Genomic DNA, 26,409 nt, shown 5'->3' with positions numbered 1-26,409 from the left:
GACATGACCTGTCGACGTTTCGGTGCGCCGGAGGCCAGGCACCGGCTCACGGTCCTGCCCCGGCGGATGGCGTCGTACACCGTGCTCGCCTGGAACCGCGGGCGCCAGATGGAGCTGATGCACCGGGCCACCAGCTTCGCCGCACTGGGCTTTCTGACCCTGGTCCCGCTGCTGATCCTGGTCGCCGCGGCGGACCCGGCGAGCGGGCAGGGGTTCGCGCGCTGGCTGGGGCAGGGGCTCGGGGTCTCCGCGTCGTCGCAGCAGCAGATCCAGGAGCTGTTCGGCCGGCCGGGGCAGGCGCTGCAGCGGACGACGGCGTTCGGGCTCGCGGCGCTCGCCGCGTTCGGGCTGACGTTCGGCGCCGCCGTGCAGACGGGGTACGAGCGGGTCTGGGAGCTGCCGACGGCCCGCTGGCACACGATGTGGCGCCATGTGGTGTGGCTGGCGGTGCTCGTCGTCTTCCTGGTGGTGTTCGTCAATACGCCGGTGACATCGGACTCGCTCATCGAGCTGACGCTCGTCACGATCGGCGACCTGATCGGAACGTTTCTCTTCTTCTGGTGGTCCCAGCACGTCCTGCTCGCCGGGCGGGTGCGCTGGCGGGCGCTGATGCCCGGGGCCGTCGCGATCGCCCTGGGACTGCTCGGGCTGCGGGTGTTCTCGCGGGTCGTCTTCTCGCCGCTGATCGCCTCGAACGCCGTCACGTACGGTCCGTTCGGTACGGTGCTGGTGCTCCAGTCCTGGCTGGTCGGCGTCGGGTTCGTCGTCTACGGCGGTGCGCTGGTGGGCCGTCTCTTCCATGAGCACCGCACCCATCTGCGGCTGAACCGCGTGCTCGCGGCGGGGCCGGCCCCCGCTCCGGACCCGGCCCCCGGCGCGGAGGACGGCTGACGGCCGAAGGCCGGACGGCCACCGGGAAAGTCTCTTCCCGGAACGGTCGCCCCCGGATACGGTGATCGTCCCCCGCGCGAGCCGTCGCTGTCTCCGCACCGCCGCCCCGCTGGAGACCGCCCCCCATGTCCTCGCTCGCCGCCCCCGTGCCCGTACCGCTGCCACGCCGCGCCTGGCTCACGGATCTGCCCGTGCTCCTGGTCGCCGTCTTCTGGGGCGCCAGCTATCTCGCCGCGAAGGGCATCACCACGGGCACCACCGTGGTCGCCGTGCTCGTCCTGCGTTTCGCGGTGGTCCTGCCCGTACTGGTCGTCGCGGGGTGGCGTGGGCTCCGTGCGCTCGACGCGGCCCAGTGGCGCGGCGCCGGGGTGCTGGGGCTCGTTCTGAGCGGGATCTTCCTGCTGGAGACCTACGGGGTTGTGCACACCTCCGCGACCAATGCCGGTCTGATCATCAGCCTCACGATGATCTTCACGCCGCTCGCGGAGGCCGCCCTCAACCGGACCCGGCCGCCGGGGTCCTTCGTCGCCGCCGCGGGGCTCTCGGTCGCCGGAGTGGTGCTGCTGACGCAGAGCGGCGGGTTCACCGCGCCCTCGGCGGGGGATGTGCTGATGCTGCTGGCGGCGCTCGCCCGTACCGTCCACGTGCTGGCGATGTCGCGGATCAGGGCGGTGCGGGGCGCGGACTCACTCTCCCTGACGACCGTGCAGCTCGGTGGCGCGGTGGCGGTGTTCGCTGTGCTGGCCGTGGTGCCCGGTACGGGCGCCGCGCCCTGGAGCGTGGCGGCCGGGTTCGGCGGCGGGGAGTGGGCGGCGGTGCTCTTTCTCGCGGTCCTCTGCACGCTCGTCGCGTTCTTCGTACAGATGTGGGCGGTACGGCGGACCTCGCCGTCCCGGGTCAGTCTGCTGCTGGGTACGGAACCGCTGTGGGCGGCGGCGGCAGGGATCGCGATCGGCGGCGAGCGCCTGGGAGCGGCCGGGGTGCTGGGCGCCGTACTCGTCCTGGCGGGAACGGCGTGGGGGCGGCGCGCCGCCGACCGGGACACCGCCCCGCCTGTCCGCGCGACCTCTATGGGGCGTGCCCGCCGTCGCGCGGCACGCCCCGGCTCATGAGCGGCGCTGGAGAGCGACCGTCAGAGGTCGAACTCGCTCGGCGCGATGCCCACGGCGAAGCACGCCTCGCGGACCACGGCCTGCTCCGTCTTGTCGAAGTCGCCGTCGGCGCCGCCGATGACGATGCCGATCTGGATGACCGCGCGGGCCTCGGTGGGCTTCTTGGCGACCTTGCCGATGGTCTGGAGGATGCCGACCTTGCCGAAGTCGAAGTCGGTGGTGAGCTTCTGGCAGTAGTCGTTGAACCGTGCCTGGAGGTCTTCCGCGGGGAAGTTCTGGAGCACGTCGTTGCTCATGATCAGCGCGGCGACGCGCTGGCGCTCCGTCGCGTCGATGGAGCCGTCGGCGGCGGCGACCAGCGCGCACATGGCCATGCTGGCGTCACGGAAGGCGCCGCTCTTGAGGTCGTTCTTCTTCGCGTTGAGCTGCGTCTGCATCGATGACGCGGAATCCTTGATGCGGTCCCACAGGGCCACGTGGCTTCTCCTGGTCGGTCGGGTGGCGGATCGGACAAGGTGGTGGAGACGGCGGTCCGGTCGGCCGGACCGCCGGGGTCGGAGGTGCTCAGAGGTGCGGCGCGACGGCCGGCATCAGGTCCTGGAAGGTGCGCCCCTCGGCGGGGGTGCCGATGGCGGCCATCTGCCAGCCGCTGCCGGAGCGGTACACCTTGGCCATGATCTGGGCGGTGTGGCTGCCGCCTCCGGTGAGCGTGTAGCGGGCGAGTTCCTGGCCGTTGGTCTCGTCGACCAGCCGGCAGAAGGCGTTCTCGACCTCTTCGAAGGTCTGGCCGGTGAAGGAGTTGACCGTGAAGACGATCTGGTCGACGTGGACGGGGACCCGCTGGAGGTCCACGACGACCGACTCGTCGTCGCCGCCCTGGCCGGCGCCGCCGACCCGGTTGTCACCGGTGTGGCGCACGGAGCCGTCGTCGCTGGTCAGGTGCTGGAAGAAGACGACATCGACGGCCTCCTTGCCGGCGAAGAGCAGCGCCGAGGCGTCGAGGTCGATCTCGCGGGCGGTCATCCGGGCGAAGAACCCCTTCTTGGCGGCCTGCCAGCCGAGTCCCATACGGACGACGGTGAGTTCACCCCCGCCGGACTTGGTCAGGCTGATCTGCTGGCCCTTGGCAAGGTTGACACTCATCGTTCACTCCTGATGGTTGGTGCCGGCACGGCCCCGGCGCGGACTCCTGACACGGTCGCCGGAGGGCGGGGGGCCGGGTGCGGGGGCGGGGTCGGACGCGCGGGTCAGACGTTGACGCCGTAGTCGGAGGCGATCCCGGCGAGCCCGGAGGCGTACCCCTGGCCGATCGCGCGGAACTTCCACTCGGCACCGTTGCGGTACAGCTCGCCGAAGACCATCGCGGTCTCGGTCGAGGCGTCCTCGCTCAGGTCGTAGCGGGCCAGTTCGGCACCGCCCGCCTGGTTGACCACCCGGATGTACGCGTTGCGCACCTGGCCGAAGCTCTGGCCACGGGACTCGGCGTCGTGGATCGACACGGGGAAGACGATCTTCGAGATGTCGGCGGGCACGGCGGAGAGGTCGACCTTGACGGTCTCGTCGTCGCCGTCGCCCTCGCCGGTCAGGTTGTCGCCGGTGTGCTCGACGGAACCGTCCGGGCTCTTCAGGTTGTTGTAGAAGATGAAGTGCTGGTCGGAGACGACCTTGCCGGAGCCGTCGCACAGCAGGGCACTGGCGTCCAGATCGTGGTCGGCGCCGGTGGTGGTCCGCACGTCCCAGCCGAGAGCGACCAGAACGGCGGTCAGGCCGGGGGCCTCCTTGCTTAGTGAGACGTTGCCGCCCTTGGCGAGGCTCACACCCATGTTGCTTCCTTTCGTCCGTGCGGAACCGGCAGGCGTCCGGGACCGGGCACGCCGGACGTACGGGACGTACCGGCGGCCACGGCGCCGTATGACACCATCGTAAATCTACAACACTGTAGAAATGAGCTGGTGGTTAGGATGCCCCGGCGCCAGGGCGGCTGGGGCGGCAGCGTGGGAGGAGGCCACTTCCGTGGTCGGAAACGCCGGGAACACCAGAGACATCGGGCACGTCGGGCACCTCGGACACGGTGCCGGCGGCGACGGAGGCGAGCCGGGCTCCCGTACCCGCAGGCGCGGCCAGGGACAGTTGGAGGCGCAGGTGCTGGCCGTCCTGGGCTCGGCGACCGGCCCGGTGGCGGCGACCTGGGTGCAGGAGCGGCTCGACGGGAAGCTGGCCTACACCACGGTGATCACGATCCTCACGCGTCTCCTCGGCAAGCAGGCCGTGACCCGCACCCGCTCCGGTCGCTCGTTCCTGTGGACGCCGGTGGCGGACGAGGCGGGGCTCACGGCGCTGCGGATGCGCCGGCTGCTCGACGAGCGCGACGACCGCGACGCGGTGCTCTCCAGCTTCGTGTCGGCCCTCTCGCCGCACGACGAGCGGGTGCTCCGCTCGCTGCTCAGCTCTGCGGACGATGCCGATGCCAATGCCGCCGACGATGCCGACAGCGCCGCGGCGGTGCGGTCGGCCGCGGACGCGGACGCGGCGGAGAGTTGACCGATGGGTGTCTTCGTCTTCCTCCCCCTGGTCCTGCCGCTGACCGCGCTGCCCATCGCGCGCCTGGCCGAGCAGCATCTGCATCCGCGCAGCGCCGCGTGGCTGCTGACCTCGGTCGCCGTGGTCCTCGCGGCGTGCAGCACGCTCTGTCTCGGACTGCTCGTGGTGGTCGGGACCGCGCAGCTCCCCGGTAATCCGCTGCCGGACAGTTGGTCGGACCCGGAGGTGCGCGAGGCCGTGCCGTACGACGAGGTGGCCGGCAAGACCGCGATCGTGGCGCTGCTCCTGGTCGTCGTGGCGTGCGCGCGGACCGTGCGGCGTCATCTGCGCTTCCGCTCGCGCGCCCACCGCGCGCTGGTGGGGCTCCCGGACGTGCCCGCGTACGCGTCGGCGTACGGCGCGGTGCCCGGGCTCGCGATCCTGGACGACGAGCTGCCGTACGGGTACGCCCTGCCCGGCTCCCCCGGGCGGATCGTCGTGTCCACGGGCCTGCTCTCCTGCCTGAACCAGGGGGAACGCGCCGCCCTGCTCGCCCACGAGCACGCCCATCTCGCCGGGCGCCACCACCGGCTGCTGCTGGCCGTACGGCTGGCGGGGTGCGCGAACCCGTTCCTCCGGCCGCTGGCGGCGGCGGTGACGTACAGCACGGAGCGCTGGGCGGACGAGGAGGCCGCGTACGCGACGGGCGACCGGCGCACGACGGCGCGGGCGGTCGGCAAGGCCGCGCTCTTCTCGCACCAGGCGCCGCCCCCGGGGTTCGCGGCGTTCGCCTCGGCGGGCCCGGTGCCGCGCCGGGTGGCGGCGCTGCTCGGCCCCGTACCGCCGCGCAGGAGCTGGCCGCCCGCGCTGACCCGGGCGGGGATGGCCGCGTACGTCGCCGCCGCGGGGACCGCCGCGTCCACCGTCTCCGCGCTGAACGCGGCGTCCGCGCTCTTCCTGGTCCTGGAAGCGGCGACACCGCTGTGACGGCCCCGGCGCCCGGCCCGATCCACCCAGCGTGCTCTACACCCCTGTAGAACCAGTAGAGTGCACGCGTCGCACAGTGCGGCGAGCCGGCCCGCCCGATGCGTGGGCGGGGCCGGGAACGGGGCACGGAGGACCAGCGTGGGCAGTCGATCCAGGGGGCGGCGCGCCCGCCCACCGGCGGACGGCGGCCGACGCGCCGCCGGGGAGGCGGGCCGGGCCAGGCTGACGCGGCGGGGGCGAATAGCCGTCTGGACCGGCGGGGTGCTCGCCGTGGCGCTGATCGGCGTGGCGGGCGCCGGGACCTGGATCTACCAGAGCCTCGACGGCAACATCCACGGCGCGGACATCGACGGGAAGATCGGCGGCGACCGCCCGGTCAACTCCAGTCCGGGCTCGAAGAACATCCTGGTCGTCGGCTCCGACTCGCGCGACGGCGACAACGGCAAGTACGGCAAGGGCCTGTCCACCATGCAGTCGGACACGCTGATGGTGATGCATCTGGCCGCCAACCGGGAGTGGGCCACGGTGGTCTCGCTCCCCCGCGACTCCTGGGTGAACATCCCGTCCTGCGAGCAGGGCGACGGGAGCACGTCGAAGCCGCACCACTTCAAGATCAACGAATCGTTCGCGATCGGCGGGTCGTCCGGGGAGGTCGCGGACGCCGCCGCCTGCACCATCAGGACGGTGGAGCAGAACACCGGGCTGCGCATCGACCACTTCATGTCGGTGGACTTCCAGGGCTTCAAGGGCATGGTCAACGCGCTGGACGGCATCGAGGTCTGCCCCGAGACGGCGATCCACGACAAGAAGGCCGATCTCGACCTGGAGGCCGGCTGCCAGACGGTCAGGGACGAGCAGGCGCTGGGCTATGTCCGTACCCGCTACAGCGTCGGGGACGGCTCCGACCTCGGGCGCATCGGGCGCCAACAGGAGTTCATGGAGGCCGTGGCGACCAAGGCGCAGGCGAAACTGACCAGCCCGAACGCGCTGTACGGGTTCCTCGACTCGGCGACCAAGTCGCTCACCACGGACGAGGAACTGGCGGGCATCGAGCCGCTCACCTCCCTCGCCAACGAGATCAAGGCCGTCCCGAGCGACCGGCTGACGTTCCTGACCGTGCCGAACTACCCCCGCGAGGCCGACGTACCGACCGACAAGGCCAATGTCGTCTGGCAGTATCCGCAGGCCGGAAACCTGTTCACCGCAATGGCGCGGGACAGGGAGACCGACAAGGAGAAGCTGGAGGCCGCCACCGAGAACCCGGTGCACGCGGCCACGGTGCGGGTGCAGGTGCTCAACGGCACCGGCACCCAGGGACGCGCCGCGGACGTCGCCGAGACCCTGCGTACGGCCGGTTTCACCGTCTCGTCGGTCGGGAACGCGCCCGAGTCGGCGAAGCGGACCACGGTCGGGTATCCGCAGGATCTCCGGGCGGCGGCCGAGGTGCTCGCCTCCCGGCTGCCGGGCAGCGCCGCACGGCAGGACGCGGCGGCCACACCGGGCGTGGTGACCCTGACCGTGGGCGAGGATTTCCAGGCCCTGCGATGACCTGCCGGACCGCTCGGACACACTCCGGCCACGCCCCGCACGCCGGCCTGTGCCGGACACCACGTTGCGTTGTTTTGCGATTCCTTTACCATTGAGCGACGGGGCCACCTCCCCGTCGCCTCACCGTCCTGACGTACGAGTCGAACCAACTGATCCAAGAAGGAGCTACGGTCCCGCAATGGGTGAGCCTCCCAGTACGAACCGTGCCATTACCGTCCCGCCGAGCCATGGGACGGAGGTGGCACGGTGACCGAAGTGCTCCTGCTGCTCCTCGCCCTCGCGCTCACCCTCGCCTGTGCGGTGTTCGTGGCGGCCGAGTTCTCCCTGACCACGATCGAGCGGGGCGAGCTGGAGCGCGCCGCCGCCGCCGGTGAGCGCGGAGCCGCCGGCGCCCTGGAGGCGGCCAAGCGGCTCACCTTCCAGCTCTCCGGGGCCCAGCTCGGCATCACGGTGACCTCCCTGGTCATCGGCATGCTCGCCGAGCCGTCGCTGGCCGTGCTGCTGCGCGGCCCGCTGGAGGCCACCGGCCTGCCGGGCGGCGCGGTCCCCACGGTCGCCACCCTCCTCGGCGTCTCGCTCTCCACCGTCGTCCTGATGGTCGTCGGTGAGCTGGTCCCGAAGAACTGGGCGATCTCCAGCCCGCTCGCGGTCGCCAAGGTCGTGGCGGGGCCGCAGCGCGGCTTCACCGCCGCCTTCGCCCCGCTGATCCGGCACCTCAACAACACCGCGAACCGGCTGGTACGGCGCTTCGGCCTGGAGCCCGCGGAGGAGCTGGCGTCCGCCCGTACCCCCGAGGAGCTGGTCGCCCTGGCCCGGCACTCCGCACGGGAGGGCGCCATAGAGGCGGACTCCGCGGAGCTGTTCGTCCGGACCCTGCACCTCGCCGAGCTGACCGCGGAGAACGTGATGACCCCGCGGGTCGACGTCCGGGCCCTGGAGGCGCACGCCACCGCCACGGACGCCGCCCATCTCACCCTGGCCACCGGCCTGTCGCGCTTCCCCGTCTACCGGGACAGCCTCGACGAGGTCATCGGCACGATCCACATCCGTGACGTGCTCGCCCTGGACGAGGAGCGGCGCGACCACACCCCCGTCACCGAACTGGCGACCAGCCCGATGCTGGTGCCCGACTCCCTCCCGGTGGACCGGCTGCTGCGGCGCCTGCGCGCGTCGCGGACGATGGCCGTCGTCATCGACGAGTACGGCGGCACCGCCGGCGTTGCCACGGTGGAGGACATCGTGGAGGAGGTCGTCGGAGAGGTACGCGACGAACACGACCCGCACGAGACGCCGGACCTGGCCCCCGGACGGCCGGACGCCGAAGGCCGCGACACGTGGGAGGCCGACGGCTCCGTCCGGCTCGACCAGCTCGAAGCGATCGGCTTCACCGCGCCGGAGGGCCCTTACGAGACCCTCGCCGGGCTGCTCGCGACGCGGCTGGAGCGGCTGCCCGTACGCGAGGACACCCTGGAGATCGACGGCTGGCGGTTCGCCGTCCTGCGGATCGAGCACCATCGCGCGGACCGGGTGGGCGTCACCGCGCCCGCCCCGGCAGCACACTTCACGGAGGATGCCCGATGACCGGCCTGCAGCTCGCCATCGGCGTGCTCACCCTGTTCACCAACGCGTTCTTCGTCGGGGCCGAGTTCGCGCTCATCTCCGTACGGCGCAGCCAGATCGAGCCGCTGGCCGCCAAGGGCAGCCGGCGCGCCAAGAACACCCTGTGGGGTCTGGAGCACCTCTCGGCGGCCATGGCCACCGCGCAGCTCGGGATCACCATCTCCTCGCTGGTGCTGGGCGCGGTCGCGGAACCGGCCATCGCGCACCTGCTGGAGCCGCCGTTCGAGGCGATCGGGGTGCCCGAGGCGCTGATCCACCCGATCGCGTTCGTGATCGCGCTGACCCTGGCGACGTATCTGCACATGCTGGTCGGCGAGATGGTGCCGAAGAACATCGCGCTGGCCGCCCCGGCGCCCACCGCGCTGGCGCTCGGACCCGCGCTGGTCTGGCTGACCCGCGCGCTGCGCCCGGTGATCTTCGGGATCAACGCGTTCGCCAACTCCATCCTGCGGCTGCTGAAGGTCGAGCCGAAGGACGAGGTCGCCTCCGTCTTCACCGACGACGAACTCGCCCGGCTGGTCAAGGACTCCAGTGAGGCGGGACTGCTCGACCCGGCGGACGGGGAGCGGCTGCGCGACGCGCTGGAGCTGGGCACCCGGCCGGTGGGCGAGGTGATGGTCCCGCTGAACCGGACCGTCACCGTCGACCACCGGATCACCCCGCGGGAGCTGGAGCGCGCCGCCGCGTCGTCCGGCTTCTCCCGGCTGCCGGTGACCGGGCCCGACGACACGATCCTGGGCTATCTGCACATCAAGGACGCCCTCGGCGTCGTCGAGCGCACCGAGCCGTTCCCGCGGAGCGCGCTGCACACGGTGATCCGGGTCGAGATCGACACCCCGCTCGACGACACGATGACGGCCATGCGCGCCGCCGGTACGCACCTCGCCGCCGTCGCCGGGGACAAGGGGACCGTCATCGGCTTCGTCACCATGGAGGACGTCCTGGAGGAGCTGGTCGGCCCCGCCACGGGCCCGCCGACCGCCGGATAGAACCTGGCGCGTGGAGCGCCATGAGAACGGCGCGTGACGCGCCATGAGAACCGCCCGCGCCGGCCGTTTCCCTGCGGCCGGACGGTGCGAAAGCGGCCGGTGCCCCGCCCCGGGCACCGGCCGCTGCCGACGGCCCCGCACCCTGTTCCCCTTTTTACGTTCGTATCGGTACGCGCAAGAGAAAACGAGTGTCCTCCGATGTCCGACGGGACGAGTCGATTAGAGCCGGTGGCTCTCGCCGCGCACAGCCGGCGCATCGTGGAATCCACCGCCTTCAGCAGCGCCGTGTTCTGCCTGATCGTCGGTAACGCGTGCCTGCTCGGCATCGAGACGTACACCGGCGCCGTGCACCAGTGGCGCGACGAACTGAAGCTCGCCGAGCACCTGTTCCTCGCCGCGTTCACCGCGGAGATCCTGCTGCGCGCCGCCGCCTGCGCGGACCGCCCCAAGGAGTTCTTCCGCGATCCGTGGAACATCTTCGACCTGGCGGTCGTCACGCTGGCCCTCACCCCCTTCGCCCGCGAGAACACGACCCTGCTGCGGCTGCTGCGGCTCGCCCGGGTGCTGCGCGCGGCCCGCTTCCTGCCGCAGCTCCGTATCGTGATCGTCGCCGTGGGCAAGAGCCTGCCGGGCACCGCGAGCTTCGTGCTGGTGGGCGCGCTGCTGCTGTACGTGTACGCCATGCTCGGCTGGGTCTTCTTCGCGCGCGCCGACCCCGAGCACTACGGCTCGCTCGGCCGCGCCGCCCTCACGCTCTTCCTGCTGATCACGCTCGACGGGCTCGGCGACGCGGTGCGAGGGGGTCTTGAGGTCTCCCGCTGGACCATCGTCTACTTCGCGTCGTTCGTGCTGCTCGGGTCGTTCCTGCTGGTCAACCTGTTGATCGGCGTGGTCATCAACTCGCTGGAGGAGGCGCGCGAACTGGAGGAGGAGGAAGAGCGGGCACACGAGACGGCGGCGCCGCAGGGCGGTCCCGAGGAGGCGCGGGCCGTGCTGCTCGCACGGATCGCCGCCGCACGCCACGCGCTGGACGAGGTCGAGGCCGGGCTCACGACCACCGCCGGGCAGGACCACCCCCTCCGACGGCCGTCCCCGCCTGGCGCGTCCATCCCCCGTGGCCCTTCATAGGGGAAAGCGTCCGTTCGGGCGGAGGGTCGTATGGCGGTTCGCACGCACCGGCACCTGGGATATCCGGTGGCGGCGGGGGTGTTCGCCGTCGGGATGGCGGGCACGACCCTGCCCACGCCGCTGTACGGGCTCTACCGGGAGCAGCTCGGCTTCTCCGAGCTGATGGTGACGGTGGTGTTCGCCGTCTACGCCCTCGGGGTGATCGCCGTACTGCTGCTGGCGGGCGACCTCTCCGACCAGGTGGGACGGCGGCCCGTGCTGCTCTGCGCGCTGGGGCTCTCGGCGGCCAGCGCCCTGTGCTTCCTCTTCGAGGGCGGCCTGCCGGCGCTGTTCGCGGGGCGGCTGCTCTCCGGCTTCGCCGCCGGCCTGCTGAGCGGTACCGCCACCGCGTGTGTGCTGGAACTGGCCCCGCCGGGACGGGAGGCGCGCGCCGGGCTGGCCGCCACGGCGGCGAACATGGGCGGGCTCGGCTGCGGCCCGCTGCTGTCCGGGGTGCTCGCGCAGTACGCGCCGTGGCCGCTGCGCCTGCCGTTCCTGACGCATCTCGCGCTGGTGGTGGTCGCCTCCGTACTGACCTGGTTCCTGCCGGAGACCGTCGCCACCCGGCAGAGGCCGCGGCTGCGCCCCCGGGGGCTCTCGCTGCCGCCCGGGATCCGGGGGGTGTTCGTCCCCTCGGCGCTGGCCGCGTTCGCCGGGTTCGCGCTGCTGGGGCTGTTCACCGCGGTCGCGCCGAGCTTTCTGGCCGAGACCCTGGCGGTGGACAACCTGGCGGTGACGGGCGCGGTCGTCTTCTCCGTCTTTCTCGCCTCGACGGCCGGACAGGTGCTGATGGGGCGTCTGGGGGTACGCGTGGCGCTGCCCGGCGGCTGTCTGGTCCTGGTGGCCGGGCTGCTGCTGGTGGCCGCCTCGCTGGCGGCGCGGTCGCTGCCGCTGCTGGTGGCGGGCGCGCTCTGCGGCGGGCTCGGCCAGGGACTGGCCTTCCGTGCCGCCATGACCGCGATCAGCGGCGCGGCGCCGCCGGAACACCGGGGCGCCACGCTCTCCGCCTTCTTCGTCGTCGCCTACACGGGGATCTCGCTGCCGGTCGTCGGGGTGGGCGCGCTGGCCCTGTGGCTGGGGCTCACGGTCGCGGGGCTGACGTTCTCGGCCTGTGTGGTGGTGCTCGCGGCGTGCGTCGGACTGTACGTACTGCGCCATCCGCCCGGTGGGGCCTGACGCGGTACCGCCTCGGGCACGCCCTCGGAGGTACGTCGCTCAGGGGCGCCCCGCCGGCGGGACCTCCTCCCCCGGCGCCACCGGCCCCGGCGGGGTGCCGTCGCCGAACGGCCGGCCGCCCAGCTCCGCGCGGTGGTGCGGCGTCAGCCAGCCGGAGAGGTCGGGGCCGAGCGGCACGATCCGGGTCGGGTTGATACCGGTGTGCACCTGGTAGTAGTGACGCTTGATGTGGTCGAAGTCGACGGTGTCGCCGAAGCCGGGGGTCTGGTAGAGGTCCCTGACATAGGCCCAGAGCACCGGGTCCTCGGCCAGCTTCGAGCGGTTGCACTTGAAGTGTCCGTGGTAGACGGCGTCGAAGCGTACGAGTGTGGTGAAGAGCCGGATGTCCGCCTCGGTGAGGGTGTCCCCCACCAGGTAGCGGCGGTCGGCGAGCCGCTCGGAGAGCAGCCCGAGCCGGTGGAACACGGCGCGGTAGGCCTCCTCGTACTCGCTCTGCCCGGACGCGAACCCGGCGCGGTACACGCCGTTGTTGACGTCGCGGTAGACGCCTTCCATGACCTCGTCGATCTCGTCGCGCAGCGGCTCGGGGTAGAGGTCGGGCGCGCCGTCACGGTGCAGCGCCGTCCATTCGGTGGCGAGGTCCAGGGTGATCCGCTGGAAGTCGTTGGTGACGAGCCGGCCACTGGGCACGTCGACGATCGCGGGGACGCTGACGCCGCCCGGGTAGTCGTGCTCGCGCGCGTCGTACGCCTCGGCGAGGTGGCGGATGCCCAGGACGGGGTCCCGGCCGTCCGGGTCGAGGGTGAAGCGCCAGCTCCGGTCGTCCTGGATGGGGTCGGCCACGGCGAGCGAGAGGGCGTCCTCCAGACCGAGGAGCCGGCGCGAGACGAGGGCGCGGCTCGCCCAGGGGCAGGCGCGGCTGACCACGAGCCGGTAGCGGCCCGCCTCGACGGGCCAGCCGTCGGCGCCGTCGGCGGTGATCCGGTCCGCGAAGTGGCTCCGGGAACGCTTGAAGGGCTTCTTCCCGTACGCGGCGTTGCCCTCGGTCTCGGTGGGTGGGTTCATCGCTGGTTCCTTCCTGGTCCTGGTCGTCGTCTTCTCCCCGTACGGATCCGGTTCCCCGCACCGGGCCGGTTCCCCGTACGGAGCCGGCTCTCCTCGCGGCGGGCGACGGCGATGTCGGCGAGCGCGACCAGCAGCGCCGCGACCACGAACCCGACCGCGACGACGAGGCCGTGGTCGAACGCCGCGGCCCAGCCGTCGGCCGTCACCTGGGCGAAGAAGACGGAGCCCACGGCGGCGATCCCGATCGCGGAACCCACCCGCTGCCCTGTCTGGAGGGTGCCCCCCGCGCTGCCCGCCATGACCACGGGCACCTGGGCGAGGGTGAGGGTCTGGTTGGGCGAGATGACCAGTCCGCTGCCCACCCCGGCCAGCAGCAGCGGCGCCGCCGTCGCCCACCCCACGCCGCGCCCCGGCACCAGGTGTACGGCGAGGGCGGTGAGCCCCAGACCGGCCGCCACCATGATCAGCCCGACGGCGACGAGCGGCCGGCCGAAGCGCCCGACCAACCGCCCGCCGAGGGCGGCCGCCGCTCCCGAGCCCAGGGCGAAGGGGGTGATGGCCAGCCCCGCCTGGAGGGCGGTGTAGTGCAGTCCGCTCTGGAGGTAGAGCGTGCTGATGAAGAAGACGGTGGTGAACCCGGCGAAGTACAGCAGGATCAGCAGACAGCCCAGCCGGAAGGAGCGGATCCGGAAGAGGGAGAGGTCCAGGACCGGCTGGGTGGCGGCCGTACGGCACCGGGACTCCCACCGTACGAAACCGGCCAGCAGCGCCGCGGCGGCCACCAGCAGCAGCCACTTCGCGTCGCCGTGCCACTGCTCCGACTGGACGAGGGGCAGCAGCAGCGCCAGTACGCCGCCGCCGAGCAGCAGGACGCCGACGGGGTCGAGGTCGCGCGGGGTGACCCGGCCGGCCGCCGGGGTGTCCGGCAGCAGCCGGTGGGCCAGTACCAGACAGACGGCGCCGAGCGGCAGGTTGACGTAGAAGACCCACCGCCAGCCCTCGTCCGCTCCGGCGACCTGGATGATCAGACCGCCCAGCAGGGGGCCGACCGCGGTCGAGATGCCCACCACCGTGCCGAACATGCCGAAGGCGCGGCCCCGTTCACTGCCGGAGAAGAGCTGCTGGATCAGGGCGGAGATCTGCGGGGAGACCAGGCCGCCCGCGAGCCCCTGCACCAGCCGGGCGAGCACCAGCCAGAGGCTGGACTGCGCGGCTCCGCAGGCGGCGGAGGCGAGGACGAAGAGGGTGAGCCCCCACATGAACACCGGGCGCCGTCCCCGGGCGTCCCCGAGCCGGCCCGCGGGGATCAGGAAGAGCCCGAAGGCGAGGGCGTACCCGGAGACCACCCACTGGAGGTCGGAGACCGGGGTGCTGAGTCCCTCGCGGATGGAGGGCAGGGCGACATTGACGATGGAGACGTCCAGCAGCGTCATGAACCCCGCCACCAGACACACCGCCAGCGCCTTCCACCGCCGCGGGTCCGGCGCGGCGGCAGCGGCGGGGTCGGCGGGGCCCGTCGGGTCGGCAAAAGCGCCTTCGTCCTGCCCGTTCTGTCCGGCCATGGACCGCACCCTACGGCGAAGGGGCACGGTCCGCGCGGGAGGAACGCGCGGGCCGTGCCCCTCGATCACCGCCCGGTCACCGGGCTACCCCAGCCGCGGGACCGTGAGGGCGGCCGTCAGGCGACGTTGATGGCGGTCCAGGCTGCCGCCACCGCCTTGTACTCGGTGCTGGTCGTGCCGTACAGGGCGCCCGCCGCGCTGAGCGTCGCGGTGCGCGCCCGCGCGTAGTTGGTGGTGGACGTCATGTACGTGGTGAGCGCCTTGTACCAGATCTGGATGGCCTTGTCGCGGCCGATGCCGGTGAGCGTGGCGCCGTTGCTGGTGGGGCTGTTGTAGCTCACGCCGTTGATGGTCTTCGCGCCGCTGCCCTCGGACAGCAGGTAGAAGAAGTGGTTGGCGGGGCCGGACGAGTAGTGGACGTCGAGGTTGCCCAGGGTGGACGACCAGTAGTCCTTGGAGGCGCCGTCCTTGCTGGGCTTGTCCTGGTAGCGCAGCGGGGTGCCGTTGCCGTTGATGTTGATCTTCTCGCCGATGAGGTAGTCGCCGGGGTCGCTCGCGGTGTTCGAGTAGAACTCGACGGCGGTGGCGAAGATGTCGGAGGTGGCCTCGTTCAGGCCGCCGGACTCGCCGCTGTAGTTCAGGTTGGCCGTGGCGGCGGTGACGCCGTGGGTCATCTCGTGGGCGGCCACGTCGAGCGAGGTGAGCGCGTTGGCGTTGCCGGAGCCGTCCCCGTACGTCATGCAGAAGCAGGAGTCGCTCCAGAACGCGTTGACGTAGCTGTTGCCGTAGTGGACGCGGGAGTAGGAGGCGACGCCGTTGTTCTTGATGCCGTTGCGGCCCACGACGTTCTTGTAGAAGTCCCAGGTCTCCGCGGCGCCGTAGTGGGCGTCGACGCCCGCGGTCTGCCGGCCGCCGCTCCAGACGTCGTCGGCGTCGGTGAAGAGCGTGCCGGTGCCCGAGGTGCCCTGGTTCAGGTCGTACGTCTTGTGGCCGCCGCGCCCGCCGTCGGTGAGGTTGTACGTGGTGCCGCTCTTGGTGGTGCCGAGCGTGACGGCGCCGTTGTACTTGCCGGTGCCGGTGCCGGTCTCGATGGCCTCGTTCCGGAACAGCTCGGCGCCGGTGGCCGCGTCGGTGACGACGTGCAGCTCGCTCGGCGTTCCGTCGGGCTGGACGCCCTTGACGACGGTCTCCCAGGCGAGCACCGGCGTGCCGGAGGCGGCCCAGATCACCTTGCGGGGCGCGTCCTCGGCCGCCGCGTCGGCGGTCTTCTCCGCCGAGGCCGCCTTCAGGGCCTTCGACTTCGCGGAGGACGCGGCCACCGCGGCGTCGGTGGAGGCCACGGCTATGCGGGCCCCGGTCGCCTTGGTGACGTCCTGCTCGCCGGCCGGGGTCTCGTGGACGACGAGGTCCCCGCCGAGTACGGGCAGGCCCTGGTAGGTCCGCTCGTACCGGGTGTGGACCGTGCCGTCGGCGTCCTTGACGACGTCCCTGACGACCAGCTTCTCGGCGGCGCCGAGGCCCAGGGTCCTCGCCTCGCTCGCGGTGTCCGCCTGGGCGGACCTGATGGCCTCGACGCGCTGGCCGGGGGTCAGTTCCAGTGCGGTGGCGCCGCTCTCCCGGGTGGGGTCGGGCTGAGCGCTCGCCGGGCCCGACTGGACACCGACGACGACCATGGCGGCGGAGGCGACGAGCGCCGCGACGCGCAGGGCCTTGCGGGGGGTGGTGGCGCGGGGGGTGGAAGCTACGAGTCTCACTCAGTCTCCAAGAGTGTCGGACCGCTGGTGAGCGGTCCCCTGTGGGGAAGCGGCGGCCGTGGGTGAAGCCGCCGCCTGAAGTGCTGAGAGGTGTGCGAGTGCCAGAGCCGGTTCACCGCGTGATCTCCGTCTACGCGCGCTGAGCCGTCCAGAGAGTGACACTCAGGAGACGCGTTCCGACAGATCAGAAACCAGGATTTGACCATGTGTTGTCAATTCTGTACGCCATAAATGCATCAAACGGTCCTAAGCGAACGGAACTTGGGACCCGCGTAAAATGAACGCGGTGTTACGCATGGGGCGGAGAGCCCCGGCGGGCGACAGCCGGGACCCTCCGCGGTCATGAGGTGGCGCTATTCGAAGAGATCGGAGTACGAGCCGAGGGCCAGCGCGATGTCCGCCTGTGCCCAGAACCGGTGGTACGTGAAGGTCGGCGCCGCGCCGCCGTTGAGATACGCCTCGACCTTCGACCAGGCCGGGTCGCTCTCGTAGAAGGACCGGATCGAGGCGAAGGTGGAGTTCGAGTCGATCCGGTCGCCGTTGGGCATGGTGCCGGTCCAGCCGCTCGGGACGTAGACCGGGTCGTCGAACCGGCTGTAGTCCACGCGGGTCTCGGGGACCGCGATGCCCAGGGTGTCCTGGTGGTGGTCCCACATGCCGTCCAGCAGCGCCTTGGCGGTGGTCTTCGCCGCCGCGTGGCCGGACTTCGCCGCGTAGTACGAGAGGGTCTTGGCGTACGCGGCGGCCACGCCCACGTCGTTGGTGTAGTCCGCGACGGTGACGTGCAGTCCGGTGTTGGCGCCGGGGGTGGTGGCGTTCCAGGTGTCGGGCTTGCCGGACCACTGGAGGGTCGACGGGATCAGGTACGTACCGTCCGGGTTGACGGTGGTCTTGGACAGGGCCCAGGTGACCCACTTGTCCAGGACGGCCTTGGCCGCGGCGTCACCCGTACGGTTGTAGTACTCGGCGACGCGCTCCATCGACCACGCCTGGAAGCCGAACCACTGGTTGGACGGCGGGTCGTGGTAGACGGGGGCCTCGTCGTAGTACATGCCGTAGAACGTCGGGGTCCCGGCCGGGGGCGTCGCGTACCGGCCCTGCCAACTGTTGGTGGCGCCGCCCGCGATCCCGCCCTCGGAGGACTGGAGCCAGCGGTAGAACTCCACCTGGCGCTTGAGACTGGTGGACCAGTCCTGCTGGCCGGTGGCCGACTTCGGCTTGAGGTCGGCGTACGAGCTGAGCGCCCAGGCCGCCATCGGGTTCTGGTAGCCGCTGTGGCTGAAACTGGAGCCGATGCGCCAGGCCCAGCCGGCCGAGGCGTCGGTGGCGCCGCCCCAGGCGTAGTACCAGGAGAGCAGGTAGTGCGAGCTGTTCTTGCCGCTGCCCGCGGGGCAGGCGGTCTCGCCCGCGCAGTCACCGACCTTCTTGAAGTACTTGTCGTACATGGCGTAGCGGAGGTAGTCACCCATCTTCGCCGCCTTGGCGACATTGGCCGAGACCGCGCTGCCCTTGCCCTGCTCCTTGGCCCATTCCGAGGCCCAGTAGGCGGCCTGGACCACCCGGGCGTCGGCGTCGGGGGCGTTGGTGAACTTCCACTGCTTGGCGTACGAGGCGTCCTTGGTGAAGAGGTCCAGATAGCCGTTGGTGCCGCCGTACTTGAAGGAGTCGCAGGTGGGCTGGGTGACGGTCTCCCAGACGGACTCCTGCGGTCCGCGCTGGAAGGTGTTGATGTAGGAGGGGCCCTGATCGGCGGGGCCCGCCTCGCACTTGCCGGGCGCGTTGCCGAATCCGTAGACGTTGTCGACGTCCTGGATCCAGTGCATGCCGTAGATGTCGTCGGTGCCGTACGCGCTCTTCAGCTCACCCGCGATGGGGTCGTTGCCCACCGGGATGTTGCTGTTGAGCTGTGAGGGGTACTGCGAGGGCAGATCCTGCTCGGGCGCGTAGGTGGCGGGCTTCGACGCGTTGTAGAAGCTGTTGGTCGACTGGTCGGCATGGGTGGGGATCATGTACTTCTCCATGATGTCCCACGCGCCGTTGAACTTGGTCCAGTCGCCGGTGACCTTGCCGTACATCGCCTGGAGCCAGATCAGATAGCTGTACGCCTCCGAGGTCGTCTCGTGACCCTGGTCGGGCGCCTCGACGATCAGGGTCTCGACCGAGTGGTACGGGATGCCCTCGGGCGAGAAGTATCCGGCGGCCGGGTCGGTGATCTTGCCGTACAGCTCCAGGAACCGGGCGTCGTACGTGGTCGACGCCGCGAGCTGGGTGACGGTCACCTCCGCCTTGGCCTGTCCGGTGGCGCTCGCGGTGAAGGTGGCCGCGCCGGTGCCGGTGGCCGCGGCGGTGACGGTCACCTGCTGGGCGGTGGACCAGTTGGCCGGGGTGAAGGTGAGGGCGGCGCCGGAGGCGACGGTCAGCCCGGTGTTGCCCGCGGTGCGGGCCACGGCGACGCTGACGTTCGCGCTCGGCTGGGTGGAGAGCTTGACCGCGAAGGTGCCGGTCTTGCCCTGCTGCACGCCGAGCTGGCCGGGCGTCGCGACGATCGAGGGACCCGAGGTGACCCGTACCCCTACGGGGGTGGACTCGGCGGCGGCGCCCTGGCCGTCGTACGCCTTGGCGTAGAGCGAGAGATCCCCCGCCGGGACGTTCGTGTAGTTGAAGGTGTACGGCGAGGTGGTGTCGGTGCCCAGCAGCGTGGTGTCGCTGTAGAACTCGACCTTGGTGATGCCCGCTCCGTCGGCCGCCGCCGCGGTGGCGGCCATCGGGATGTTGCCGCCCGCGGTGAAGAGCGCGCCGGGGGCCGGGCTGGTGAGGACGGCGATGGGCGGCTGGTGGGCGCCCGTGCAGGTCACGCCGTTGACGGCGAAGACGGTGGGCGCGGCGTTGGCGCCGCTGTAGGTGAAGTTGGCGCCGGCGGTGGCCGAGGCGCCGGGCGCGATGGACCCGTTGTGCGCCGCGTTCTTGACGGTGACGTTCTTGCCGGACTGCGCCCAGGTGCCGTTCCAGCCGCTGGTGAGCGTCTGGTTGCCGGCGTACCCGTAGGAGAGGGTCCAGCCGGAGATGGCCTCCGTGCCCCGGTTGGTGATCGTCAGATCGGCGGTGAAGCCGGATCCCCAGTCGTTCGCCTTGTAGTCGACACCGCACTGGACCGCGGCGGCGTGCGCGGGAGTGCTGTTGACCGCGGTCAGACCGAGCGGCAGGGAGAGGGCGGCCGCGAGGGCGATGAGCATCCGGCGGGTGCCGCGCGGCCTGCGGACCCTTCTGGGCGGGGATGACGCGCCTGGTGGGGAGCCTCGTGAGCCGAACATGCCGAGCATGGAGGGGTCCTCCTCGCGGTCCGGTGCGGGTGGGGGGCGGGGATACGAACCAGTGGGAGCGCTCCCAAGCGTCGAGCGGGACTGTGGACCTGTCAAGACTTTGAACAAGACGCACGTCCAGGCGAGTTGGCAGATAAAAGAATTCAACTGGACTGTTGACTCACGCCACTTCGGCGCTACCGTCGAACACAACCAGTGGGAGCGCTTCCATCAGTCATACGCCGTGTCAGGCGGCGTATGGGCCATCGAGGAGTCGCTCCATGCGAGCACCACCGCGCTTCCGTGCATTACTGGCCGCGACGGCCCTGGTCGTCGCGGGATCAGCCTTCGCCACGCAGGCGGCCGCGTCGGGAACCGCGGCCGGCTGCACCGTCGAGTACCGCACCACCGGTCAGTGGGACGCCGGCTTCCAGGGCGGCGTCACGCTGACCAACCACGGGTCCCCGGTCGAGAACTGGTCCCTCACCTTCGACTTCCCGGGTACGCAGAAGGTGACCCAGGGCTGGAGCGGGAAGTGGTCGCAGTCGGGCAGGACCGTGACCGCGGTCAACGAGAGCTGGAACGGCAAGATCCCCACCGGCGGCTCGGTCAGCGCCGGATTCACCGCCTCCTGGTCGGGGTCCAACCCCGCGCCCACCGCCTTCAAGGTCAACGGCGTGGCGTGCGAGGGGAACACCGGCCCCGGCGACCCGACGGACCCGCCGACCGATCCACCGACCGACCCGCCCGCTCCGGGCGGCGCACCGCCCCAGCTCCGCGTCTCGGGGAACAAGCTGGTCGACCAGAACGGCGCCACCCGCCGCATGCTCGGTGTCAACCGCTCCGGCGGTGAGTTCGCGTGCATCCAGGGCTACGGCTTCTTCGACGGACCGATGGACGACGCGTCCGTCCAGGCCATCGCGGACTGGAAGGTCAACACCGTACGCGTCCCCCTCAACGAGGAGTGCTGGCTCGGGCTCCCGCATGTGAACGCGGCCTACTCCGGCGCGAACTACATCGCGGCGGTCAAGGCGTACGTGGCCAGGCTGGAGGCGCACGGCATCACGCCGGTCGTCGAACTGCACTGGTCCCACGGGAAGTACACCGGCGGTGACAGCCACTGCCCGGACACCGAGTACGCGACCTGCCAGAAGCCGATGCCGAACGCGCAGTACACACCGGCGTTCTGGTCCTCGGTCGCCCAGACCTTCAGAGACGACCGGGCGGTGGTCTTCGACCTCTTCAACGAGCCCTTCCCGGACCGCGCCACCAGCAACCTGGACGCCGCGTGGACCTGCTGGCGCGACGGCGGGAGCTGCCCCGGCATCGACTTCCAGGTCGCGGGGATGCAGTCCCTGGTCAACGCGGTACGGGCGACCGGCGCCCAGAACCTGGTGCTGATCGCCGGCCTCGCCTACTCGAACGACATGCGTCAGTGGCTGAAGTACCGGCCCACCGATCCGGCGGGCAACACGGCCGCCGCCTGGCACACGTACAACTTCAACACCTGTTCCAACGAGAGCTGCTGGAACGAGCAGCTCGCTCCGGTGATCGCCCAAGTGCCGCTCGTGGCGGGCGAGATCGGCGAGAACACCTGCTCGCACGGGTACATCGACCGGGTCATGGCCTGGCTGGACGGCCGGGGCGCTTCCTACCTCGGCTGGACCTGGAACACCTGGGACTGTTCCTCAGGCCCCTCTCTGATCAGCGACTACAACGGCACGCCGACCTCCTTCGGCGTAGGACTCCGTGACCATCTGAAGGGACTCTCATGAGCCGCACCCTCACCCCTCCGCGCCGAGCACGGACGGCGGTGCTCGCCGCGCTGGCGCTCGTCGCCGCCGCGGCCGGCACGGCGACCGTGCTGGAAGGGCCCGCCTCCGCTGCGGCGGCCGGCTGCACGGTCGACTACAAGATCCAGAGCTCCTGGAGCGGTGGCTTCTCCGGAGCCGTCGCCGTGACCAACACCGGTGACTCGGTCAGCTCCTGGAAGCTGGAGTGGACCTTCGCGGGCAACCAGAAGGTGACCCAGGGCTGGAGCTCCACCATCACCCAGAGCGGTACGGCGGTCTCGGCCACCAACACCGCCTGGAACGGCACACTGGCCTCCGGCGCCTCGACCTCCTTCGGCTTCAACGCCGACGTCACCGGCACGAACGCGGTCCCCACCGCGTTCAAGCTCAACGGCGTCACCTGCAACGTGCCGGGCGGCGGCACCCCCACGGATCCGCCGACCACCCCGCCCCCGGGACCGAGCGCCAGGGTCGACAACCCGTACGCGGGCGCCGGGGTGTACGTGAACCCGGAGTGGTCACGGAAGGCCGCCGCCGAGCCGGGCGGCACCAAGGTCTCCAACCAGCCGACCGGGGTCTGGCTGGACCGGATCGCGGCCATCAACGGGGTGAACGGCGGGATGGGGCTGCGCGCCCATCTCGACGCGGCCCTGACGCAGGCGGCGGGCAAGGCGTTCGTCGTCCAGCTCGTGATCTACAACCTGCCCGGTCGTGACTGCGCCGCGCTCGCCTCCAACGGGGAGCTCGGCCCGACGGAGATCACCCGCTACCAGAAGGAGTACATCGACCCGATCGCCGCGATCCTCGGGGACACCAAGTACGCGAACCTGCGGATCGTGACGACCGTCGAGATCGACTCCCTGCCCAACCTCGTCACCAATGTCTCGCCGCGGCCGACCGCCACCCCGCAGTGCGACGTGATGAAGGCGAACGGCAACTACATCAAGGGAGTCGGCTACGCCCTGAACAAGCTGGGCGCCGTCGGCAACGTCTACAACTACGTGGACGCGGGACACCACGGCTGGATCGGCTGGGACGACAACTTCAACGCCTCGGCGCAGATCTTCAAGCAGGCCGCGACCGCCGAGGGCAGCACGGTCGACAAGGTCGCGGGCTTCATCGTCAACACCGCCAACTACGGTGCGACGAAGGAGAACAACTACACCATCAACGACAGCGTGGCCGGCAAGTCGGTCCGTGAGTCGAAGTGGGTGGACTGGAACCGCTACGTCGACGAGCAGTCGTTCGCCCAGGCGTTCCGCCAGGAGCTGGTCGGTGTCGGCTTCCCGTCGGGAGTCGGCATGCTGATCGACACCTCGCGCAACGGCTGGGGCGGCAGCGCCAGGCCCGCCGGCCCCGGTGCGCAGACCAGCGTGGACACCTATGTGGACGGCGGGCGTTACGACCGCAGGATCCACCTGGGCAACTGGTGCAACCAGTCAGGAGCCGGGCTCGGTGAACGGCCGAAGGCCGCCCCCGCCGCCGGGATCGACGCGTACGTCTGGATGAAGCCCCCGGGCGAGTCCGACGGTGCGAGCAAGGTCATCCCGAACGACCAGGGCAAGGGCTTCGACCAGATGTGCGACCCCGCGTACACGGGCAACCCGCGCAACAACAACCACATGTCGGGCGCCCTGGCCAACGCGCCGCTCTCGGGTGACTGGTTCTCCGCGCAGTTCCAGGAGCTGCTGAAGAACGCCTACCCGGCGCTGTAACACCCGCACGGCACCCTCGCACCACACCCTCGCACCACAGCGCACCACACCCGCGTCCGAGGTACGCGGAACAGGACCGGCGGACCCCGACAGGGGTCCGCCGGTCCCCTGCTTTCCCACCGGTAACCCATGCAGACTCCACACCCGGAAGGTGACATCGGCGACTGTTTCGGGTTTCGGCGCCCGTGACACGGTGGGCTCTGTCGCCGTCCGAGGGAGCCCGAGGGAGTCCGTGTGAACAAGGGATACGCCGTATTCTGCGATGCGGACCGGCAGTTCTACGACGCACCGCACCGGCTGTCCACCACCGGCTCCACGGACCGCGAGGCACTGTACGAGGCCGCCCGCCGGCCCGTCCCGCCGGGATGGCAGCGCCATCGCACCGGGGACTGGCTCGCGTTACGCCCCCTCGACGTCCAACTGCCCTCGCAGGGCTGGAAGATCCATGTGTCGGCCTGTCTCGGCAACGCCGAGTCCGTGCTCGACCGGGTCATGGACCACTGCGTCGCACGGCGCGTCGCCTTCAAGTTCGTACCGAGCCGCTATCTGCTCCACACCCGCAACGCCAAGTACGCGGACCGCTCCGCCAGCGGCAAGTTCCTCACCGTCTACCCGGCCGACGACACACACTGCCGCACCATCGCCGAGGACCTCGACGCGCTGCTGACGGGCGAGCCGGGGCCGTACATCCTCAGCGATCTCCGCTGGGGCGCGGGCCCCGTTCACCTGCGGTACGGCAGCTTCACCCAGCGGCACTGCTACGACGCGGAGGGGGAGCTGCGCCCGGCCGTCGAGGACGACACGGGCAGACTCGTCCCCGACCTGCGCGGCCCCGTCTTCCAGATCCCCCCGTGGATCACACCGCCCGCGTTCCTCCGGCCCCATCTCGACGCGCGGGACGCGACGACCGTCGCGGAGCTGCCGTACCGGATCGAGCGGGCGCTGCACTTCTCCAACGGTGGCGGCGTCTATGTCGGGCGGCACAGCGTCACCGGCGAGCAGGTGGTGCTGAAGGAGGCGAGACCGCATGCCGGTCTGGCCGCCGACGGAGCCGACGCCGTGACCCGTCTGAAGCGTGAACAGGACGCCCTGGAAGCGCTGTCGGGGCTGGGCTGCACCCCGGAGGTACGCGACAGCTTCGTCCTCGGCGACCACCGCTTCCTGGTCCTCGAACACATCGAGGGCAAGCCCCTCAACACCTTCTTCGCCCGCAGGCACCCGCTGATCGACGCGGAGCCCGGAGCGGCGCGGCTCGCCGAGTACACCGCGTGGGCGCTGCGGATCCACGGTCTGGTCGAGAAGGCCGTCGCCGCGGTGCACGGACGCGGCATCGTCTTCAACGATCTGCATCTGTTCAACATCATGCTCTCGGAGGACGAGACCTCGGTGGTGCTGCTGGACTTCGAGGCCGCCGCGCACATCGACGACAACGGGCGCCAGACCGTGGCCAACCCCGGTTTCGTGGCCCCCGCCGACCGGCGCGGCTTCGATGTCGACCGGTACGCCCTCGCCTGTCTGCGCCTCGCCCTCTTCATCCCGCTGACCAGTCTTCTCGCCGTGGACCGCGCGAAGGCCCGGCACCTCGCGGACGTGGTGGCGCGGCAGTTCCCGGTGGAGCGCGCGTTCCTCGACGAGGCCGTGGCGGAGATCCTCCGTGACCCGGCGGCGCCCGGCGAAGGACCGGGGGCGAGGGGGCCTCGGTCCGCCCCCGATCCGTATCTCCCGGTGGAGCCGTACCGTGCCGTGGAACCGTATCTCCCGGTGGAGCCGTACCGTGCCGTGGAACCGTATCTCCCGGTGGAGCCGGGCGACTGGCCGCGCAGTCGGGACTCCCTGGCGCGGGCCGTCCTCGCCTCGGCGACCCCGGACCGCGAGGACCGCTGCTTCCCGGGTGACATCGCCCAGTTCACCGTCGCGGGCGGCGGTCTGTCGTTCGGCTACGGCACGGCCGGGGTACTGTACGCGCTGGACGCCGCCGGGGCCGGGCGGTGCGAAGTCGCCGAGGAGTGGCTGCTGTTGCGGGCGAAGGAGCCCGCATCGGGCACCCCGCCCGGCTTCTACGACGGGCTGGCCGGGCTCGCCTGGACGCTGGAGCGGCTCGGCCACCGTGAGCGGGCCATGGAACTGGCCGAGCTGACGCTGGACCAGCCGTGGGACGAGATCCCCGCCGATCTGCACAGCGGCGCGGCCGGGCTCGGCCTCGCCCTCGACTCCCTGGCCGCCTCGTCCGGGGAGCCGAGGCTGCGCGAAGCGGCCCTGCGCTGCGCGGAGTCGGCGGCCCGCACGGTGTCGGGCGGGCTCTCCCGCGCCGGGCTGCTGTACGGGGCGTCCGGCGCCGCCCTGCTCTTCGTACGGCTCTACGAGCGCACCGGTGACACGGCGCTGCTCGATCTCGCGGCCGACGCGCTGCGCCGTGATCTCGCCCGCTGCACGCACGGCGCGGGCGGCACGCTCCAGGTCGACGAGGGCTGGCGCACCATGCCGTACCTCGGCGCGGGCAGTGTGGGGATCGGGATGGTGCTCGACGACTATCTCGCCCACCGGCCCGACGACGCGTTCGAGCGGGCGCGCGGCGAGATCGTCCGGGCGGCGCAGGCCACGTTCTACGCGCAGCCCGGACTCTTCCGGGGCGCCGCCGGCATGGTCCTCCACCTCAGCCGCACCACGGCGGGCGGGCCGGGGACCGAGGCGGCCGACGTACGGCGCCAGATCGACGCCCTGGCCTGGCACGCCCTGACGTACCAGGGTCAACTGGCCTTTCCCGGCGAGCAGATGATGCGGCTGTCCATGGACCTGGCGACCGGCACCGCCGGCTGTCTCCTGGCGCTGGCCGCCGCCTCGCCCCCGTATGACGGAGCGGCCCACCTGCCGTTCCTCCCGCCGCCCACGCGGCCCACGAGCCGGCTCCGTCCTGGAGCCGTGACCAGCACACCGTCCCCATGAATGAGAGGAACGACGATGAACCTTCTCGACCTGCAGTCGCTGGAGACCCCCAAGGAAGAGGCGACCGGCGACGTGGCCACGGGAAGCCGCGCCAGCCTGCTGCTCTGTGGTGACAGCAGCCTGAGCGTCACCACCTGTAACTGACATCCCGCCCCACGGATGTCCGCCTCCCGGCCGCGGTTCGTGAGAGCCGCGGCCGGGAGACACCCGGGGCCCGGGCGGTCCACCGCCCGGGCCCCGTCCCATGGATCTCGCCGGGCTCCCGGTG

The 26,409-nt window shown here is 71.2% G+C and carries 20 protein-coding genes; 13 read left to right on the top strand and 7 right to left on the bottom strand.

Features of this window, described 5'->3' with window-relative positions:
- Window positions 1-66: 66 nt before the first annotated feature.
- On the top strand, window positions 67-891 hold the full coding sequence (locus ACIBJC_RS06275) for a YhjD/YihY/BrkB family envelope integrity protein (protein WP_399289795.1): 825 nt from the start codon (window positions 67-69) through the stop codon (window positions 889-891).
- Window positions 892-1,016: 125 nt separating this feature from the next.
- Window positions 1,017-2,003, top strand: coding sequence for a DMT family transporter (locus tag ACIBJC_RS06270; RefSeq protein WP_399288668.1), 987 nt, complete (start codon window positions 1,017-1,019; stop codon window positions 2,001-2,003).
- 20 nt (window positions 2,004-2,023) lie between these two features.
- Here ACIBJC_RS06270 and ACIBJC_RS06265 read toward each other — a convergent pair whose 3' ends face one another.
- The 3 genes from ACIBJC_RS06265 to ACIBJC_RS06255 form a co-directional block, all read right to left on the bottom strand.
- Complete coding sequence (locus ACIBJC_RS06265; RefSeq protein WP_329825802.1) at window positions 2,024-2,479, bottom strand: TerB family tellurite resistance protein; 456 nt, start codon at window positions 2,477-2,479, stop codon at window positions 2,024-2,026.
- Window positions 2,480-2,567: 88 nt separating this feature from the next.
- Complete coding sequence (locus ACIBJC_RS06260; protein WP_399288665.1) at window positions 2,568-3,146, bottom strand: TerD family protein; 579 nt, start codon at window positions 3,144-3,146, stop codon at window positions 2,568-2,570.
- 104 nt (window positions 3,147-3,250) lie between these two features.
- Window positions 3,251-3,826: a TerD family protein gene (locus ACIBJC_RS06255; RefSeq protein WP_399288662.1), complete on the bottom strand. Its 576-nt coding sequence runs from the start codon at window positions 3,824-3,826 to the stop codon at window positions 3,251-3,253.
- A 220-nt stretch (window positions 3,827-4,046) separates the two neighbouring features.
- Between ACIBJC_RS06255 and ACIBJC_RS06250 the strand changes: the two genes are divergently transcribed.
- The 7 genes from ACIBJC_RS06250 to ACIBJC_RS06220 all read left to right on the top strand — a co-directional run bounded on the left by ACIBJC_RS06250 (window position 4,047) and on the right by ACIBJC_RS06220 (window position 12,010).
- Entirely contained in the window at window positions 4,047-4,544 is a 498-nt protein-coding gene (locus tag ACIBJC_RS06250) for a BlaI/MecI/CopY family transcriptional regulator (RefSeq protein ID WP_399289793.1), read from the top strand.
- A 3-nt stretch (window positions 4,545-4,547) separates the two neighbouring features.
- Window positions 4,548-5,510 (top strand): M56 family metallopeptidase, encoded by a 963-nt coding sequence (locus ACIBJC_RS06245; protein WP_399288659.1) that lies wholly within the window; start codon window positions 4,548-4,550, stop codon window positions 5,508-5,510.
- Between the two features lie 222 nt (window positions 5,511-5,732).
- Window positions 5,733-7,058, top strand: a complete 1,326-nt coding sequence (locus ACIBJC_RS06240; RefSeq protein WP_399289790.1) for an LCP family protein — start codon at window positions 5,733-5,735, stop codon at window positions 7,056-7,058.
- Between the two features lie 246 nt (window positions 7,059-7,304).
- On the top strand, window positions 7,305-8,639 hold the full coding sequence (locus ACIBJC_RS06235) for a hemolysin family protein (protein WP_399288656.1): 1,335 nt from the start codon (window positions 7,305-7,307) through the stop codon (window positions 8,637-8,639).
- Complete coding sequence (locus ACIBJC_RS06230; protein WP_399288653.1) at window positions 8,636-9,667, top strand: hemolysin family protein; 1,032 nt, start codon at window positions 8,636-8,638, stop codon at window positions 9,665-9,667. Before ACIBJC_RS06235 ends, ACIBJC_RS06230 begins: the two co-directional genes overlap by 4 nt.
- Before the next feature lie 198 nt (window positions 9,668-9,865).
- The gene (locus ACIBJC_RS06225; RefSeq protein ID WP_399288650.1) at window positions 9,866-10,795 is read left to right on the top strand and encodes an ion transporter; all 930 of its coding nucleotides are present in this window, start codon (window positions 9,866-9,868) and stop codon (window positions 10,793-10,795) included.
- 30 nt (window positions 10,796-10,825) lie between these two features.
- Window positions 10,826-12,010, top strand: a complete 1,185-nt coding sequence (locus ACIBJC_RS06220) for an MFS transporter (protein ID WP_399288647.1) — start codon at window positions 10,826-10,828, stop codon at window positions 12,008-12,010.
- 39 nt (window positions 12,011-12,049) lie between these two features.
- On the opposite strand, the gene ACIBJC_RS06215 is transcribed toward ACIBJC_RS06220, so the two are convergent.
- The 4 genes from ACIBJC_RS06215 to ACIBJC_RS06200 all read right to left on the bottom strand — a co-directional run bounded on the left by ACIBJC_RS06215 (window position 12,050) and on the right by ACIBJC_RS06200 (window position 19,624).
- A complete protein-coding gene (locus ACIBJC_RS06215; RefSeq protein WP_399288644.1) occupies window positions 12,050-13,075 on the bottom strand; it encodes a glutathione S-transferase family protein in 1,026 nt (341 codons plus the stop codon).
- A complete protein-coding gene (locus ACIBJC_RS06210; RefSeq protein ID WP_399288642.1) occupies window positions 13,072-14,637 on the bottom strand; it encodes an MFS transporter in 1,566 nt (521 codons plus the stop codon). The genes ACIBJC_RS06215 and ACIBJC_RS06210 overlap by 4 nt, the downstream gene beginning before the upstream one ends.
- 116 nt (window positions 14,638-14,753) lie before the next feature.
- Window positions 14,754-16,310 (bottom strand): M4 family metallopeptidase, encoded by a 1,557-nt coding sequence (locus ACIBJC_RS06205; RefSeq protein WP_399289788.1) that lies wholly within the window; start codon window positions 16,308-16,310, stop codon window positions 14,754-14,756.
- A 434-nt stretch (window positions 16,311-16,744) separates the two neighbouring features.
- Window positions 16,745-19,624 carry a glycoside hydrolase family 48 protein gene (locus ACIBJC_RS06200; protein WP_399288639.1) on the bottom strand — a complete coding sequence of 960 codons (2,880 nt, stop codon included), beginning with the start codon at window positions 19,622-19,624 and terminating at the stop codon, window positions 16,745-16,747.
- A 347-nt stretch (window positions 19,625-19,971) separates the two neighbouring features.
- On the opposite strand from ACIBJC_RS06200, the gene ACIBJC_RS06195 reads away from it, so the two are divergent.
- The 4 genes from ACIBJC_RS06195 (at window position 19,972) to ACIBJC_RS06180 (ending at window position 26,285) form a co-directional block, all read left to right on the top strand.
- Window positions 19,972-21,465, top strand: coding sequence for a cellulose binding domain-containing protein (locus ACIBJC_RS06195; RefSeq protein WP_399288635.1), 1,494 nt, complete (start codon window positions 19,972-19,974; stop codon window positions 21,463-21,465).
- Entirely contained in the window at window positions 21,462-23,198 is a 1,737-nt protein-coding gene (locus ACIBJC_RS06190) for a glycoside hydrolase family 6 protein (protein ID WP_399288632.1), read from the top strand. Before ACIBJC_RS06195 ends, ACIBJC_RS06190 begins: the two co-directional genes overlap by 4 nt.
- Before the next feature lie 234 nt (window positions 23,199-23,432).
- Window positions 23,433-26,141, top strand: coding sequence for a class III lanthionine synthetase LanKC (gene lanKC, locus ACIBJC_RS06185; protein WP_399288630.1), 2,709 nt, complete (start codon window positions 23,433-23,435; stop codon window positions 26,139-26,141).
- 15 nt (window positions 26,142-26,156) lie between these two features.
- Window positions 26,157-26,285, top strand: a complete 129-nt coding sequence (locus ACIBJC_RS06180; protein WP_329825788.1) for a SapB/AmfS family lanthipeptide — start codon at window positions 26,157-26,159, stop codon at window positions 26,283-26,285.
- Window positions 26,286-26,409 lie beyond the last annotated feature (124 nt).

The organism is Streptomyces sp. NPDC050509 (assembly GCF_044457965.1).
GTDB lineage: Bacteria > Actinomycetota > Actinomycetes > Streptomycetales > Streptomycetaceae > Streptomyces.
Note: the sequence above shows the minus strand (reverse complement) of the source record. Positions and strands in the feature narration are given on the sequence as shown.